13 protein-coding genes are annotated in these 14,525 nt (G+C 67.8%); 3 read left to right on the top strand and 10 right to left on the bottom strand.

Features of this window, described 5'->3' with window-relative positions:
• Nucleotides 1-6: 6 nt before the first annotated feature.
• The 7 genes from V5F63_RS03505 to V5F63_RS03475 all read right to left on the bottom strand — a co-directional run bounded on the left by V5F63_RS03505 (nucleotide 7) and on the right by V5F63_RS03475 (nucleotide 7,674).
• Nucleotides 7-237 carry a hypothetical protein gene (locus V5F63_RS03505; RefSeq protein ID WP_209487729.1) on the bottom strand — a complete coding sequence of 77 codons (231 nt, stop codon included), beginning with the start codon at nucleotides 235-237 and terminating at the stop codon, nucleotides 7-9.
• 41 nt (nucleotides 238-278) lie between these two features.
• Nucleotides 279-1,487: an ABC transporter permease gene (locus V5F63_RS03500; protein WP_209487728.1), complete on the bottom strand. Its 1,209-nt coding sequence runs from the start codon at nucleotides 1,485-1,487 to the stop codon at nucleotides 279-281.
• A 3-nt stretch (nucleotides 1,488-1,490) separates the two neighbouring features.
• Nucleotides 1,491-2,603 (bottom strand): microcin C ABC transporter permease YejB, encoded by a 1,113-nt coding sequence (locus tag V5F63_RS03495; protein WP_209487727.1) that lies wholly within the window; start codon nucleotides 2,601-2,603, stop codon nucleotides 1,491-1,493.
• A gap of 103 nt (nucleotides 2,604-2,706) precedes the next feature.
• Nucleotides 2,707-4,602 (bottom strand): extracellular solute-binding protein, encoded by a 1,896-nt coding sequence (locus V5F63_RS03490; RefSeq protein ID WP_394101585.1) that lies wholly within the window; start codon nucleotides 4,600-4,602, stop codon nucleotides 2,707-2,709.
• Nucleotides 4,599-6,515 carry an extracellular solute-binding protein gene (locus tag V5F63_RS03485; RefSeq protein ID WP_394101584.1) on the bottom strand — a complete coding sequence of 639 codons (1,917 nt, stop codon included), beginning with the start codon at nucleotides 6,513-6,515 and terminating at the stop codon, nucleotides 4,599-4,601. The genes V5F63_RS03490 and V5F63_RS03485 overlap by 4 nt, the downstream gene beginning before the upstream one ends.
• Before the next feature lie 163 nt (nucleotides 6,516-6,678).
• On the bottom strand, nucleotides 6,679-6,801 hold the full coding sequence (locus tag V5F63_RS03480; RefSeq protein ID WP_394101583.1) for a hypothetical protein: 123 nt from the start codon (nucleotides 6,799-6,801) through the stop codon (nucleotides 6,679-6,681).
• A gap of 273 nt (nucleotides 6,802-7,074) precedes the next feature.
• Complete coding sequence (locus V5F63_RS03475) at nucleotides 7,075-7,674, bottom strand: c-type cytochrome (protein WP_209487724.1); 600 nt, start codon at nucleotides 7,672-7,674, stop codon at nucleotides 7,075-7,077.
• A 227-nt stretch (nucleotides 7,675-7,901) separates the two neighbouring features.
• On the opposite strand from V5F63_RS03475, the gene V5F63_RS03470 reads away from it, so the two are divergent.
• Nucleotides 7,902-8,687 carry a 3-deoxy-manno-octulosonate cytidylyltransferase gene (locus V5F63_RS03470; RefSeq protein ID WP_394101582.1) on the top strand — a complete coding sequence of 262 codons (786 nt, stop codon included), beginning with the start codon at nucleotides 7,902-7,904 and terminating at the stop codon, nucleotides 8,685-8,687.
• A gap of 2 nt (nucleotides 8,688-8,689) precedes the next feature.
• Nucleotides 8,690-9,568 carry a prephenate dehydratase gene (locus V5F63_RS03465; RefSeq protein ID WP_394029460.1) on the top strand — a complete coding sequence of 293 codons (879 nt, stop codon included), beginning with the start codon at nucleotides 8,690-8,692 and terminating at the stop codon, nucleotides 9,566-9,568.
• Between the two features lie 66 nt (nucleotides 9,569-9,634).
• Here V5F63_RS03465 and V5F63_RS03460 read toward each other — a convergent pair whose 3' ends face one another.
• The 3 genes from V5F63_RS03460 to V5F63_RS03450 form a co-directional block, all read right to left on the bottom strand.
• Nucleotides 9,635-11,440, bottom strand: a complete 1,806-nt coding sequence (locus tag V5F63_RS03460) for a solute carrier family 23 protein (RefSeq protein WP_394029462.1) — start codon at nucleotides 11,438-11,440, stop codon at nucleotides 9,635-9,637.
• On the bottom strand, nucleotides 11,433-12,371 hold the full coding sequence (nudC, locus tag V5F63_RS03455) for an NAD(+) diphosphatase (protein ID WP_394101581.1): 939 nt from the start codon (nucleotides 12,369-12,371) through the stop codon (nucleotides 11,433-11,435). The genes V5F63_RS03460 and nudC overlap by 8 nt, the downstream gene beginning before the upstream one ends.
• Before the next feature lie 122 nt (nucleotides 12,372-12,493).
• On the bottom strand, nucleotides 12,494-12,916 hold the full coding sequence (locus V5F63_RS03450; protein WP_209487719.1) for an HIT family protein: 423 nt from the start codon (nucleotides 12,914-12,916) through the stop codon (nucleotides 12,494-12,496).
• A gap of 306 nt (nucleotides 12,917-13,222) precedes the next feature.
• Between V5F63_RS03450 and V5F63_RS03445 the strand changes: the two genes are divergently transcribed.
• Nucleotides 13,223-14,482, top strand: coding sequence for an aspartate kinase (locus tag V5F63_RS03445; protein WP_209487718.1), 1,260 nt, complete (start codon nucleotides 13,223-13,225; stop codon nucleotides 14,480-14,482).
• Nucleotides 14,483-14,525: the final 43 nt, after the last annotated feature.

The raw sequence follows: 14,525 nt of genomic DNA, 5'->3' as shown, positions 1-14,525 counted from the left end.
GCACCGTCATCGACGATCCCATTCGTCCCGCAGCGCCCGGACATGATCGACGATCTCGTCGGTCGTCAGGAACTCCGTCCGGCGCAAATGCTTCCACCGCGTGAAATGACCTGCGGCAGGAGAGATATCAGGCGCTTCCTCTTCCAGAGACACCGTGACGGACGCATGCGTGATCCCGTCCCGCAAATCCTCGGGCAGCTTTTCCACCGGGTAGTTCTGGCGCACGATCCTGTTCATCTCAGCCAACCTCGCGCATTCATCCTACCACACCCTCCCCCTCACCCGAACGTCTTGCGCGGGTCGAAGGCGTCGCGCACCGCCTCGCCGATGAAGATGAGCAGGCTCAGCATGACGGCCACGGTGAAGAAGCCGGTGAGGCCCAGCCAGGGCGCCTGGATGTTGTTCTTGCCCTGCGACAGCATCTCGCCCAGCGAGGGCGAGCCGGGGGGCAGGCCGAAGCCGAGGAAGTCCAGCGCCGTCAGCGTCATCACCGAAGAGGAGAGGATGAAGGGCAGCATGGTCAGCGTCGCCACCATGGCGTTGGGCAGCATGTGCCGCGTCATGATGGTGAGATTGCCGACCCCCAGCGCCCGCGCCGCCTGCACGTATTCGAAATTGCGCGCGCGCAGGAATTCGGCGCGCACCAGCCCCACCAGCGACACCCAGGAGAACAGGAGCAGGATGCCCAGCAGCACCCAGAAGCCCGGCACCAGCACCGAGGAGATGATGAGCAGCAGATAGAGCGAGGGAATGGCTGTCCAGATCTCGATGAAGCGCTGGAACAGCAGGTCCACCCAGCCGCCGAAATAGCCCTGCACCGCCCCGGCGGCGACGCCCACCACGGACGAGACGATGGTCAGCGCGAGGCCGAACAGCACGGAGATGCGGAATCCGTAGATGAGCCGGGCCACCACGTCGCGGCCCTGGTCGTCGGTGCCGAGCCAGTTCATCTCAAGGCCGGCGCAGCCGGAAACGCCCTTCTTCTCCGCCGCCGCCTTGCATTGCTCTTCGGTGAGCATCCAGGTGGGCGGCGAGGGCGCGGGGGTGGGCAGGTCCAGATTGTGGGTGGAATAGGAGAAGCGGATGGGGGGCCACACCATCCAGCCGCCCTTCTCGGCGATCAGCTTCTGGAGGAAGGGATCGCGATAGTCCGCATCGGTCTCGAAATCGCCGCCGAACGCCGTCTCCGGATAGGCCTTCACCACCGGGAAGTAATAGCCGCCGTCATAGGAGACGAGGATGGGCTTGTCGTTGGCGATGAATTCGGCGCCGAGGCTGAGCACGAACAGCACCATGAAGACGACGAAGGCCCAATAGCCGCGCCCGTTGCCGCGGAAATTGGCGAGCCGCCGCCGGTTGAGCGGAGAGAGGGCGAACCGCCCTTTCGGCCGGCCCTCGCCGGGGGGCGGCAGCGCGCCGTGGGCGGTGTCGCGGGCGGCGGGCACGTCGGTGGGCGCGCCGGGCTGGAGCACGGGAACGGCATCCATGGCTCAGACCTCCCGCGTCTCGAAGTCGATCCTGGGATCGACCAGCATGTAGGTGAGGTCCGAGATGAGGCCGACGATGAGGCCCGCCAGCGAGAAGATGTAGAGGGTGGCGAACACCACCGGATAGTCGCGGTTGAGCACGCTCTCGAAGCCGAGCAGGCCGAGGCCGTCCAGCGAGAAGATGGTCTCGATCAGGAGCGAGCCGGAGAAGAAGGCGGCGATGAAGGCGCTCGGGAAGCCGGCGATGACGATGAGCATGGCGTTGCGGAACACATGGCCGTAGAGCACCCGGCTTTCCGAGAGCCCCTTCATCCGCGCCGTGGTGACGTACTGCTTGCGGATCTCCTCCAGGAACGAGTTCTTGGTCAGCAGCGTCATGGTCGCGAAGGCGCCGAGCACCATGGAGGTGAGCGGCAGCGCCAGATGCCAGAAATAATCGACGATGCGCTCCGGCCAGCTCATCTGCCAGAAATTCTCGGAGGTGAGGCCGCGCAGCGGGAAGAGATCGAGGAAGGAGCCGCCGGCGAACAGGATGATGAGCAGGATGGCGAACAGGAAGGAGGGGATGGCATAGCCGACGATGATGACGGCCGAGGTCCACACATCGAAGCGCGAGCCGTCGCGCATGGCCTTGGCGATGCCGAGCGGGATGGAGATGAGGTAGGTGATGAGCGTCATCCACAGGCCGAGCGAGATGGAGACGGGCATCTTCTCGCCGATCAGCTCCAGCACCGAGATGTCGCGGAAATAGGACTTGCCGAAATTGAAGGTGGCATAGTCCGTGATCATCTTCAGGAAGCGCTCGTGGGGCGGCTTGTCGAAGCCGAACTGCTTCTCCAGCTCCTTGATGAAGGCGGGGTCGAGCCCCTGCGCGCCGCGATATTTGGACGACATGTCCGCCGCCGCCCCCGCCTGCGCCGCCGCGCCCGCCCCGCTGAAGTCGCCGCCACCGCCGGACACGCGCTGGGTGGCGGAGACATCCTCGCCGGTGAGCTGCGCGATCACGCGCTCCACCGGCCCGCCGGGGGCGAACTGGATGACCACGAACGACACCAGCATGATGCCGAGAATGGTCGGCACCATGAGGGCGATACGGCGGACGATGTAGGCGAGCATCAGGCGTCCCGTTGCGGCACTTCGTTCAGGCTAGACCATATTGGCGGGAAAAGGTTGCCGCTTCACATGAAGATTCATCCATATGGCGGGGCGCCCCTCACCCTCAGCGGGCAGGCTCGGTGCCGGTGCTCCACCAGGTGTCGAGCACGCCCAGCTCGTAGCGCGGCTTCACCGCCGGCCGCGCGAACTGGTTCCAGTAGGCGATGCGGTTCTGGCCCGAATACCACTGGGGAATCCAGTAGCGCCCCGCCCGCAGCACCCGATCCAGCGCGCGGCAGGCGGTGACGAGGGCGGCCGCGTCGGCGGCGGCCAGCGCATCGTTGATGAGGCCATCCACCGCCGGGTCGGCGATGCCCGCCACATTGTAGGAACCGCGCGTGCGTGCCGCCTCGGTGGAGAAATAGGCGCGCAGCTCGTCGCCGGGATAGGGCGCGAAGCTGTAGCGGCGCACCACGAGGTCGAAGTCGAAATTCTGCAGCCTCTGCTGGAACTGCGCCGGGTCCACGATGCGGAAGGAGGCATCGATGCCCACCTTCTTCAGATGGCCGATGAAGCGGGCGGTGTGCCGCTCCATGCTGCCGTCGCTGTCGAGGAACTCGATGGTGAAGGCCTCGCCTTTCGCATCCACCAGTTTGCCCTGCTGCACGGTATAGCCCGCCTCCTTGAGGAGGTTCAGGGCCAGCCGGCGCAAATTGCGGTCCTCGCCGGAGCCGTCGGAGGGGGGCGGCACATAGGGCTCGCCGAAGACTTCCTCCGGCAGGCGGTCGCGATACGGGTCGAGCAGCTTCAGCTCCGCCGGGGAGGGCAGGCCCTGCGCCATCATCTCCGAATTCTGGAAGAAGGAGACGGTGCGGTTGTAGCTGTCGTACATCAGGTTCTTGCGGGTCCAGTCGAAATCGAACAGGAGCCCGATGGCCTCGCGCACGCGGCGGTCGAAGAATTTCGGGCGGCGGGTGTTGAAGAACCAGCCCTGCACGCCGGAGAAGCTCTCGTCGGTGAGGGTATCGATCTTCACCCGCCCCTCGCGCACGGCGGGGAAATCGTAGCCGGTGGCCCACTCGCGCGCGGTGAACTCCTCGCGGAAGAGATAGGCCTTGGCCTTGAAGCCTTCGAGGCCGGCCACCCGGTCGCGGAAATATTCGTAGCGCACCTGATCGAAATTGAAGCGCCCCTTCATCACCGGCAAATCGCGACCCCAGTAATCGGGCACGCGGGCGTATTCGATGTAGCGCCCCTGCTCGAAGCGGACGATGCGGTACGGCCCCGAGCCGAGCGGCACCTCCAGCGAGGACTGGCCGAACGGGTGCTTCGCCAGGAACGCCTTGGAGAAGATGGGCAGGCCGGAAACGGTGAGCGGCACGTCCCGCGCGCGGCCGGGCCGGAACCGGAACACCACCTCGTTCGGCCCGTCCGCCTCGAAGGAGGTGACATCGCGCAGCGCCATGCGGATGGTCTCGTAGCCCTCCGCCTTGAAGGCCTCGAAGGTCGCCACCACGTCCGCCGAGGTGAGCGGCGTGCCGTCATGGAAGCGCGCCTCGCGCCTCAGCTTGAAGCGGTACGTCAGACCCTCGTCCGAAATCACCACGGACGAGGCCAATCGCCCGTACATGGCGCTCTTCTCGTCGCCGGCGGCAGCCATCAGCGTGTCGTAGATCAGCTCGACGCCCTGCGCACCGTTGCCCCGCTGGTTGTAGGGGTTCAGCGTGTCGAAGGTGGTGAGCGCCTGATTGTAGAAGGTGGCGCGGCCGAGCTGGGAGAAGGGCCCGCCCTTGGGCGCGTCCGGGTTCACATAATCGAAATGGGTGAAATTCGGCGGATATCTGAGATCGCCGAAGAAGGAGAGGCCGTGCCGCTCCACCGCGCCGGCCGAGACGCCGCCCTCGGTCGCGGTGGATTCCGCCGCGGAGGGCATGCCCTGTGCGCGCGCCAGCGCGGGCAGCATGAGGGCGCAGGAGGAAGCGAGCGAGGAGGCCAGCAGGTCGCGGCGCGTCAGGCTCATTTGGCCGCTCCCCCGCCGGCCTTCGACGCCTTGGCCGGGTCGAACCACCAGATGTCCGGGAAGGCGTAGGAATAGGTGGGCAATTGCGCGGGATGAGCGAAGCGGTCCCAGCGGGCAGTGCGGGTATAGTTCAGCCCCCAGGCGGGGATGACGTATTCATTCCACAGCAGCACGCGGTCGAGGGCGTGGGTGGCGGCCACGAGGTCGGCGCGGTCGGAGGCGTAGATCACCTTCTCGATGAGCGCGTCCACCGCCGGGTCCTTGATGCCGGCGAGGTTGCGCGAGCCTTCGCGGTCGGCCGCCTCCGAGCCCCAATATTCGCGCTGCTCGTTGCCCGGCGAGAGCGACTGGCCCCAGCCGGAGACGATCATGTCGTAGTCGCGCGAGCGCACGCGGTTGATGTATTGCGAGGTATCCACCATGCGGATGCTCACCTCGATGCCGAGGCGCTCCAGCGCCGGGCGGTAGAACACCGCGACGCGCTCCATGGCGGGGCTGGAGAGCAGGAACTCGATGGTGAAGGGCTCGCCCTTCGCGTTCACCAGCTTGCGGTTCTTGATCTCATAGCCGGCCTCCTTGAACAGGCGGGCCGCCTCGCGCAGGTTCGCCCGCCGCGCCTCCTCCGATCCGCTCTCGGGATTGGTGTAGGCGGTGGTGAACACCTGCGGCGGCACCTTGTCCTTCAGCGTATTGAGGATCTCCAGCTCGCGGCCCTGCGGCAGGCCGGAGGAGGCCAGCTCGGTGCCGGAGAAGAAGGAATTGGTGCGCTTGTACTGGCCGAAGAAGAGGGTGTGGTTCATGCCCTCGAAATCGAGCGCGTAATTGAGCGCGCGGCGCACGCGCGGGTCCTTGAACTTGTCGCGGCGCAGATTGGGGATGAAGGCCTGCATCACGCCCGAGGCGCGGTTCTCGAACATTTCGAGGATGACGCGGCCATCGGTGCGGGCCGGGAAATCATAGGCCGTCGCCCAGTTCTTGGCCGAGGATTCCACGCGGAAGTCATACTGGTCGGCCTTGAAGGCTTCCAGCATCACCGTATCGTCGCGGAAATACTCGTAGCGCATCTCGTCGAAATTATCCTTTCCGACATTCACATTGAGATCCTTCGCCCAATAGTCCTTCACCCGCTCGTAGGTGATGGAGCGGCCGGCGATGAAGCTCTTGATGCGGTAGGCCCCCGAGCCCAGGGGCACCTCCAGCGTGCCCTGGGCGATGTCGCGGGGCTTGCCATTGGCGTCCGTGCCGGTCCACCAGTGCTTCGGCAGGATGGTCAGCTGGCCGACGATCTGCGGCAGCTCCCGGTTGCCGGCCTGGTCGAACGTGAAGGTCACGTCCCGCTCGCCGGTCTTCTCGGCTTTCACGACGTGGCTGTAATAGAAGCGCTGGTTGGGGTTGTTCTTCGTCAGCGCCTCGAAGGAGAACACCACGTCTTCCGGCGAGATCGGCTTGCCGTCATGCCAGCGGGCGTCGGCGCGGAGCCGATAGGTGACGGAGGAGAAATCCGCCGGATGGCTCACGCCCTCAGCGATCAGGCCGTACTCGGTCGCCACCTCGTCATAGGACGAGGCCATGAGCGTGTCGTAGATGAGGTTGAGGCCCGTGGCGGGCGTGCCGCGCGGCACCACGAAATTGAAGCTGTCGAACGTGCCGTCCTCGGCAAGGCGCAGCTGGCCGCCCTTGGGGGCGCCGGGATTCACATATTTGAAATGGGGAAACCCAGGCGGATAGGCCGGCTCGCCCATGAGCGACAGGCCATGCTTGAACACCGGCGTCGCGGCGGCGGTGGAGGCGGCGGAAGAGGGCGCGGCCGGGTCCGGCGCCGGTTTCGCCTCCTCCGCGCTGCGGCCGGGCGCCGCGAAGGCGAGGCTCAGCGCGGCGGCGAGGGCAAGGCGGCGGGCGAGGGACGCAAGCATCGGCAACTCCGGTTGGATCGCGCTTCGATCCGGGAATAGCCGATTATGGCACCCGCCGCGACGGCAGAAACATGGCGAGAGCGGGCGACAGAGGGCGTCGGCGGCGAGGGGCCGGGGTGGGCGGGATGACAATGGCGTGAAACGTTGAGACCAAGCCCATGTCTCACACCGCCGTCATGCCGCCCTCAGGACCGTCATCCCCGGCCGGGCGGATTCCGTCACCATCGTCATGGCCGGGCTTGTCCCGGCCATCCGCGTGGTTGGGCAGGGAATAGCTGTCGCGCATCCCCCTTTCGGCCCGACGTGGATACCCGGAACCCGCATGTTTGCGGGTCCCGCTCTCACGGGCGGACGTCGGAAACAGCCGACTTCCGGGACAAGCCCGGGCATGACGGGCGGATGGGGTGACCGATTGCGTGGAAGCCCAGCGAAGGCGACGCCATCCAACGGCGAAGGCGCTTCGCCAAAAGAAAAAGCCCTCTCCCGCAGCCGGGAGAGGGCTTCAATCGTTCAGTCGACGGACCCGCGCCGTAACGCTCGGGTCACCGCCCCGATCAGATCACTTGTGCCCGGCGGGCGCCGCGGCAGGCGCGTCTGCCGGAGCCGCAGCCGGGGCGGCGGCTGCGGTCGGCAGCGGCTTCGGGCTGTGGGACAGGGAGTTCAGATAGGCGATCAGGTCGGCGCGCTCGCCTTCCTTGCCGATGCCGGCGAAGGCCATGGCGGTGCCGGGCACGTCCGCCTTGGGATTGGTCAGGAACTTGTTCAGCGCCTGGGGAGTCCAGTCGCCGCCCTTGGCCTTCAGGGCCGCCGAATAGCCGAAGCCGGCGGCGGAGGCCACGGGGCGGCCGACGATGCCGTAGAGGTCAGGACCAACCTTGGCGCCGGCGCCTTCCTGGAAGTTGTGGCAGGCGGCGCACTTCTTGGCGGCGGCCTGGCCCTTCTCAATGGAGGCGGTGGCGAACAGCTGCTCGATCGGCACCTCGGCGGCCTTGGGCGCGCCGGCGGCGGCGGCGGCGCCTTCCTGCACGGCGATCTCGAAGCCGGGCTTGGCCGGAGCCTCGGGGGTGAACAGGATTTCGGACACGATCCCGAGGCCGAGGGTCAGCGTGAGCGTTCCCAGAACGGCACCCGCGATCTTGTTCAATTCAAAACTGTCCATCGGCGCTACGCCCCTCGGAGGTCCTGTGTCCCACCGGGCGCTGCACCTGAAACGGCGCGCAGCCCGGCCCCAAGCATGTCGATGAATGGCGCGCGGGGGAGCCCCGTGCACCGTCGGGGACACTAAGCACTTTGAACCGGTCGAAGCAACCCGTATAAGGCGCGCCCCAATGCCACTCCCCGCGTCCGTCCCGGCGCGGCCTTCCGGACCCCGCCGAGGATCCCGCCATGCCGGCCGACACCCCCTCCCCCGCTCCAGCCCCGGCAGGGCTTTCGGCCGGGCGCGTGCTCGTGCTGATCCCCGCCCGCATGGCCGCGACGCGCCTGCCCGGCAAGCCGCTCGCCGACGTGGGCGGACGTCCCATGATCGTGGAGGTGGCGCGGCGCGCGGTCGCAGCCGGCATCGGCCGGGTGGCGGTCGCCACCGACGCGCCGGAGATCGCCGCCGCGGTCACCGCCGCCGGCCTCGAGGCGGTGATGACGCGGGCGGACCACCCCTCCGGATCGGACCGGATTTTCGAGGCGCTCACCGCCCTCGATCCGGGGGGCGAGGTGGAGATCGTGGTCAATGTGCAGGGCGATCTGCCGACGATTCGACCCGACATCATCCGAACCGCGCTGATTCCCCTCTCGGAAACCTCGGCTGACATCTCGACACTGGCCGCCGAAATCACCCTTGCCGAGGAGCGCACCGACCCCAACGTGGTCAAGGTGGTCGGCTCGCCGCTGGCGCCGGGACTGCTGCGCGCGCTCTATTTCACCCGCGCCACGGCCCCCTTTGGCGAGGGACCATTATACCACCACATCGGCCTCTACGCCTACCGCCGCGCCGCCCTGGAACGCTTCGTCTCCCTGCCGCCGTCGGCGTTGGAGAGACGGGAAAAGCTTGAGCAATTGCGCGCACTTGAGGCCGGCATGCGGATCGACGTGGCGGTGGTTGACGCGGTGCCGCTGGGGGTCGATACCCCCTCCCATCTGGACAGGGCACGGGCCCTTCTCGCGCAGGAAAAATGAGCATGCCCAAGAATGGCCCATCTGCCCGCCGCATCACGTTCCAGGGCGAGCCCGGCGCCAATTCCCACATCGCCTGCCGCGAGGTCTTCCCCGACTTCGAAGCCGTCCCCTGCCCCACCTTCGAGGACGCCTTCGCCGCCGTGGAAAGCGGGGCCGCCGCTTACGCCATGATTCCAATAGAGAATTCGGTGGCCGGCCGGGTCGCGGACATCCATCATCTGATGCCGCAGTCGAGCCTTTCCATCGTCGGCGAGTACTTCCTGCCCCTCTCCCACCAGCTCATGGCGGTGAAGGGGGCGAGCCTTTCGACCCTCAAGACGGTGCAGAGCCACGTGATGGCACTGGGCCAGTGCCGCAAGGCCATCCGCACCCTCTCCCTCACGCCGATTATCGGTGCAGATACAGCAGGTTCCGCCCGCGAGATCGCCGAGGCAAACGACCCCGCCCGGGCCGCCATCGCCTCCCGTCTGGCGGCGGACATCTACGGCCTCGACATCCTCGCCGAGAACATCGAGGACGAGGCCCACAACACCACCCGCTTCATCATCCTGACCCGCGGCGCCGACTGGGCCCCGGCGGGGCGCGGGCCAGTCATCACCACCTTCGTCTTCCGCGTCCGCAACGTGCCGGCGGCGCTCTACAAGGCCATGGGGGGCTTCGCCACCAACGGCGTGAACATGACCAAGCTGGAGTCCTACCAGCTCGACGGGCAGTTCACCGCCACCCAGTTCTACGCCGACGTGGAGGGGCATCCCGACGACCGCTCCGTGAAGCTGGCGCTGGAGGAGTTGGCCTTCTTTTCCAGGGAGATGCGCATCCTCGGCGTCTATCCCGCGCACCCCTATCGGGCGCGCTTCGGGGATGCCGATCCGGTGATCTGATAAGCCCGCGCGGCGCTTGAGCGAAGGCAACGCCCAAGCCCGCGCGGCGTCTGAGCGATGAGACGCTCAATGATCGAACCGAACCAGGATGCGGGCGCGGCCGCCGGTGCGGCCGAAGCTCACGTGGTCGGACAGATGGGTGAGCATATAGGCGGCGAAGGAGGCCTGCTCCTGGGCATCGCCAAGGAGCGCCTCTGGCGAGGGCCGCTCCTTCGGCGCCTCCATGACGATGCCGTCATAGACGACGGACACATCGAGATGGCTCTCGTCGAAGCGGGCCCGCAGCTCGATCGGTCCCTCGGCGATGCCGCTGTCGGCCACCAGTTCCAGGGCCTGGGCAACGGTCGGGATGGCGGCGGCGATCACATCGCGCCGGGCACCCCAGTTATCTCCCTGGTTTTCAAGAAAATCCCGCACGAAAGGAAAGGCGTGGGCGCCTTCGGGCACCCGCTCCACGGCCTCCTGTGCGATGCCGATGCGGAACAGGAGATTGAGGATGATGGCGCTGAGCGCGCCGACGGTGAGGGGCGTCGAGAACAGGGGCTGAAGCATCAGCGGCAGTTGCCGCGTGATCGGCAGCAGCGCCACGGAAAGCCCCGCCAGCACCGAGAGGCCGACCACGAACACCCTGCGCTCGCTGAGGCGGCGAGAGGTCACGAGATCCATGCCCGCGACCACCAGATAGGCGGAGGTGTAGAGCAGGATGCCGCCGATGACCGGCGAGGGGATGAGGGTGAGCGCCACGATCGCCTTGGGCACGAAGGCGATGGCGAAGATCATGATCCCGGCGGTAAAGCCGATGATCCGCGCGGTGGACTGGGTGGCGAAGGCGAGCCCGACCGAGGACGAGGAAAGGCCGGACTGGAAGCCGGAGGTGAGCCCGTTCAATATGTTGCCGATGCCGCAAGCGGTCACGGCCCGCTGCGCCGCCGGCATGTGGGCGCGGCGCCAGTCGGCGTCGTTCATCTTCTCCAGCGAGACGGTGACGGAGAGCACGTCCACGAGGTTCATCACCACGAGGAGCGCCATCAGCGGGAACAGCGCCGGCGCGAATTCGAAGGACGGCAGGGTCAGCGTCGGCAAGGCGAGGAGAGGCGCGGCGGCGATGGCGGCCGGCGCCTCCGGCCGGCCGGCGCCGAGGGACAGCGCGACGATCCAGCCGATGCCCGCCCCCGCGAATACCGCGAACAGCTTGAGTCGTCGCGGCGCGAACACGGTAATGGCAACGATGATGCCCACCGTCGCGAGGCTGGAGAGGATCGCATTCTCCTCAACCATCATGCCGTGGTCGAGGCCGAGCGCGCGCCGCAGCGCCGGGGTTGCCAGCGAGACGCCGAGCATGCTCACCGCCACGCCGCAGACTTCCGGCGGCAGCAGCACCCGCAGCGGCCGGACCAGCCGGGCGATGAACAGTTGCGCGATGCCGACAAGCAGCGTCGTGGTCGCCATCAGCCCCAACCCGCCCAGCGCAAGCGCCTGCACTGCCAGCGGAATCGCTCCCGGCGCCGGGATGTGGACCGCGAGGTAGCCCGAGCCGAAGCGGGTCCGCATGCACTGGATGATGGTGGCCACGCCGATGCTCATGGCGCAGGCTGAGACCATGGCGGAGATCTGCTCGGCGGGCAGCTTCGCCTCGGTCGCGGCCAGCACGGGATAGATCAGAAAGGTCACCGCCAGCATGGCGTGCTGGGCGGCGAGCGGAATCAGGGCTGAGGCCGGTACCGGATCATCGAGACCATAGACGAGGGACGGCGGGCGGCGTCCGGTCCGCATGCCGCGTCGGGAATCGGGAAAGAAACGGTCGAGGAGATGCGTCAGGCGGGCGAGGCGCGCCGGGCGGGGCGCGTCTTCGGGCGGCGCCGGCTCAACCATGCCCACCCTCGATGAAGCTGCGGATGAGATGATGCGCAATCGCGATGGGCGGCGGCACGAACAGCCCATCCGGATGGGTGCGCATCAGCATCTCCGCCACCTCGTCCCGGGCGAACCAGCGCGCATCCTCCAGCTCGTTGCGGTCGATGACGAGGTCTTCGCTGGTCGCCGTTGCGATGCAACCGATCATCAGCGACATGGGGAAGGGCCAGGGCTGGCTGGCGAAATAGCGCACGGCTCCGGTCGTGACCCCCGCCTCTTCCAGCGTCTCGCGGCGCACCGCCTCCTCGATGGTCTCGCCCGGCTCCACGAAGCCGGCGAGCGTCGACCACATGCCGGGCGCGAAATGCGGCTGCCGGCCGAGGAGGCAGCGGTCGCCGCGCTCCGTGAGCATGATCACGACGGGATCCGTGCGCGGGAAGTGCTGGGCGCCGCAGGAGGGACAATCGCGCCGCCAGCCGGCGTCCACGATGCGCGAGGCGGCCCCGCAATTGGCGCAGAAGCCATGCCTGCCGTGCCAAGCCCGCAGCGCCTTCCCGCAGGCGACAGGCCCGAGGTGATGGGGGGCGATCAGGCCGCTCACGGCGATGCTGCGCAGATCGGTGACGGTGAGCCCATCCGATTCAAGGCTCTCACGCAGGCCGGGATCGAACCCCAGGGCGAAGCGTGGCGCGCCGTCGCCCTCGATGCCGAGGAACAGGGGCTCGCCACGTCCGCGCGCCTCCGCCTGAGCCCGGGTGAACAGGGGATCGAAGACCGGCCCCGGACCGTTCAGCGCGACCAGTTCGCCGCCCAGAAGGTAGAAGCGGGCTTCGGCATGCCCGAGGAGATCGGCTGCACCGGCGCGCAGGTGGCAGGCGCGGTCGAGCGGGCTGTCCACATAGCCAAGAGTTGGCCAGGCGCCGAGATCGGGACGGGTAATCAAGGACATGGACCAGGCGACCCCGGAAGGCGGCAGGCTGAGGACGGACGGCGACCGTCGCACGCAGTCGGGACGGAGGCAAGGCTGTCGCTTGCCTGTCCCGCCGGCAGGATAGGCGCGGAAAGGCCCTATTAGCCGGGAATGCCCAGCCCCGCGCGCAGCGCCCGCAATCGCGCCGCCCGCTCCACATCCTCCAGCGGCTCGCGGGCGCCGGCACCGAACACCACGCCCGGCCAGGCGGCGTCGCCGGGGTTTCGCGCGATAATGTGGACATGGAGCTGGGGCACCATGTTGCCGAGCGCCGCGATGTTCAGCTTGGCGCAGGCGCTGGCGTGCTTCAGCACCTCGCTCACGCGGGCGATCTCGTCCATCAGGCGGCCACGGTCCTCCGCATCGAGGTCGAACACCTCCGACTTGGCGGCCCGGCGGGGCGTCAGCGAGACCCAGAAGAAGCGCCGGTCCTCCACCAGCCGGACATGACACAGCGGCAGGTCGCCCACAGCCGGGCCGTCCGCGGCAAGGCGAGGGTCGAGCGCGAAAGCGGAGTCGGTCATGGCTGGCTCCCGTGGCACGGGGGACTTGATGCCCGCGCGCTCCTCCCGCCGCAAGCTTTGGCGCGAGGTTGCGCTGGGCGGTTGCCCCGGCCCGCCGTTGCCGCTATGGAGGCGCCCCAACAGCCGCGCGACTTCAAGAACCCCGCGCGCAAGGACTTCAGGGATGTTCCGCTCGGCCACCTTCGCCCCCCCCGCATCGCGCGCCCAGCTGCGCCGGCGAAAATGACGCGGGTCCGAAGCCGGCGGCCGTGATCGGCGCCGCACGCGTGCAATCCTCGGGACATCAGGCGAAGAAAGGCACGAGCGATGGCTCGGCTTGTCATGAAGTTCGGCGGCACGTCCGTCGCCAATATCGAGCGCATCCGCAACGTCGCGCGGCACGTCAAGCGCGAGGTGCAGGCCGGCTACAAGGTGGCCGTCGTGGTCTCCGCCATGTCCGGCAAGACCAACGAGCTGGTCGCCTGGTGCAAGGATGCGTCCTCGCTCTACGACGCGCGTGAATATGACGCGGTGGTCGCCTCCGGCGAGCAGGTGACGAGCGGCCTCCTCGCCATCGCCCTCCAGGAACTGGGCGTTTCCGCCCGGTCGTGGCAGGGCTGGCAGATCCCGATCTCCACCGACGACGCGCACGGCTCCGCCCGCATCATGGACATCGACGGCGACCGGCTGGCGACCTCCATCGAGGGCGGCGAGGTCGCGGTGATCGCCGGCTTCCAGGGCATCCACCTGCCCACGGGGCGGATCACGACGCTTGGGCGCGGTGGCTCGGATACCTCGGCGGTGGCGGTGGCTGCGGCGCTCAAGGCCGAGCGCTGCGACATCTATACCGACGTGGACGGCGTCTACACCACCGACCCGCGCGTGGTGCCCAAGGCCCGCCGCCTCGACCGCATCGCCTTCGAGGAGATGCTGGAAATGGCGTCCCTGGGCGCCAAGGTGCTGCAGGTGCGCTCGGTGGAGCTCGCCATGGTGCATAATGTGCGCACGTTCGTGCGCTCAAGCCTCGTCGACCCCGACGCGCCGGAGATGCGCGAGGTCGAGAAGGCCGGAACCCTCATCTGCGACGAGGAGGAAATCGTGGCAAGCCAGATGGAATCGCAGGTGGTCACGGGCATCGCCTTCTCCAAGGACGAGGCCCAGGTCTCCATCCGCCGCGTCGCGGACAAGCCCGGCATCGCCGCCGCGGTGTTCGGCCCGCTGGCGGACGCGCACATCAATGTGGACATGATCGTCCAGAACGTGTCGGCGGACGGCTATACCGACATCACCTTCACCGTGCCCACGGCCGATTTCGAGCGCGCCAAGGCGGTGATCGAGACGGCCCGCGACTCGATCGCCTTCCAGTCGCTTGAGGGCGCGGGGGACGTGACCAAGGTGTCGGTCATCGGCATCGGCATGCGCTCCCACGCCGGCGTCGCCGCCAAGGCGTTCGAGGCGCTGGCGGGCCGCGGCATCAACATCCGCGCCATCACCACGTCGGAGATCAAGATCTCCTTCCTGATAGACGCGGCCTATACCGAACTTGCGGTCCGAACTCTCCATTCGCTATACGGGCTGGACAGCTGAGGGCGGAACAGGAGACGGTGGCTACGCGGGGGCGCGCCGTACC

This window comes from Xanthobacter wiegelii, assembly GCF_043193855.2.
Lineage (GTDB): Bacteria > Pseudomonadota > Alphaproteobacteria > Rhizobiales > Xanthobacteraceae > Xanthobacter > Xanthobacter flavus_A.
This window is presented reverse-complemented; position numbering and strand designations above follow the sequence as displayed.

Bases quoted from the DNA above. Each gene is read 5' to 3' on its own strand.
- V5F63_RS03505 (WP_209487729.1), bottom strand. From the start codon at position 237: ATGAACAGGATCGTGCGCCAGAACTACCCGGTGGAAAAGCTGCCCGAG.
- V5F63_RS03500 (WP_209487728.1), bottom strand. From the start codon at position 1,487: ATGGATGCCGTTCCCGTGCTCCAGCCCGGCGCGCCCACCGACGTGCCC.
- V5F63_RS03495 (WP_209487727.1), bottom strand. From the start codon at position 2,603: ATGCTCGCCTACATCGTCCGCCGTATCGCCCTCATGGTGCCGACCATT.
- V5F63_RS03490 (WP_394101585.1), bottom strand. From the start codon at position 4,602: ATGAGCCTGACGCGCCGCGACCTGCTGGCCTCCTCGCTCGCTTCCTCC.
- V5F63_RS03485 (WP_394101584.1), bottom strand. From the start codon at position 6,515: ATGCTTGCGTCCCTCGCCCGCCGCCTTGCCCTCGCCGCCGCGCTGAGC.
- V5F63_RS03480 (WP_394101583.1), bottom strand. From the start codon at position 6,801: ATGCGCGACAGCTATTCCCTGCCCAACCACGCGGATGGCCGGGACAAG.
- V5F63_RS03475 (WP_209487724.1), bottom strand. From the start codon at position 7,674: ATGGACAGTTTTGAATTGAACAAGATCGCGGGTGCCGTTCTGGGAACG.
- V5F63_RS03470 (WP_394101582.1), top strand. From the start codon at position 7,902: ATGCCGGCCGACACCCCCTCCCCCGCTCCAGCCCCGGCAGGGCTTTCG.
- V5F63_RS03465 (WP_394029460.1), top strand. From the start codon at position 8,690: ATGCCCAAGAATGGCCCATCTGCCCGCCGCATCACGTTCCAGGGCGAG.
- V5F63_RS03460 (WP_394029462.1), bottom strand. From the start codon at position 11,440: ATGGTTGAGCCGGCGCCGCCCGAAGACGCGCCCCGCCCGGCGCGCCTC.
- nudC (WP_394101581.1), bottom strand. From the start codon at position 12,371: ATGTCCTTGATTACCCGTCCCGATCTCGGCGCCTGGCCAACTCTTGGC.
- V5F63_RS03450 (WP_209487719.1), bottom strand. From the start codon at position 12,916: ATGACCGACTCCGCTTTCGCGCTCGACCCTCGCCTTGCCGCGGACGGC.
- V5F63_RS03445 (WP_209487718.1), top strand. From the start codon at position 13,223: ATGGCTCGGCTTGTCATGAAGTTCGGCGGCACGTCCGTCGCCAATATC.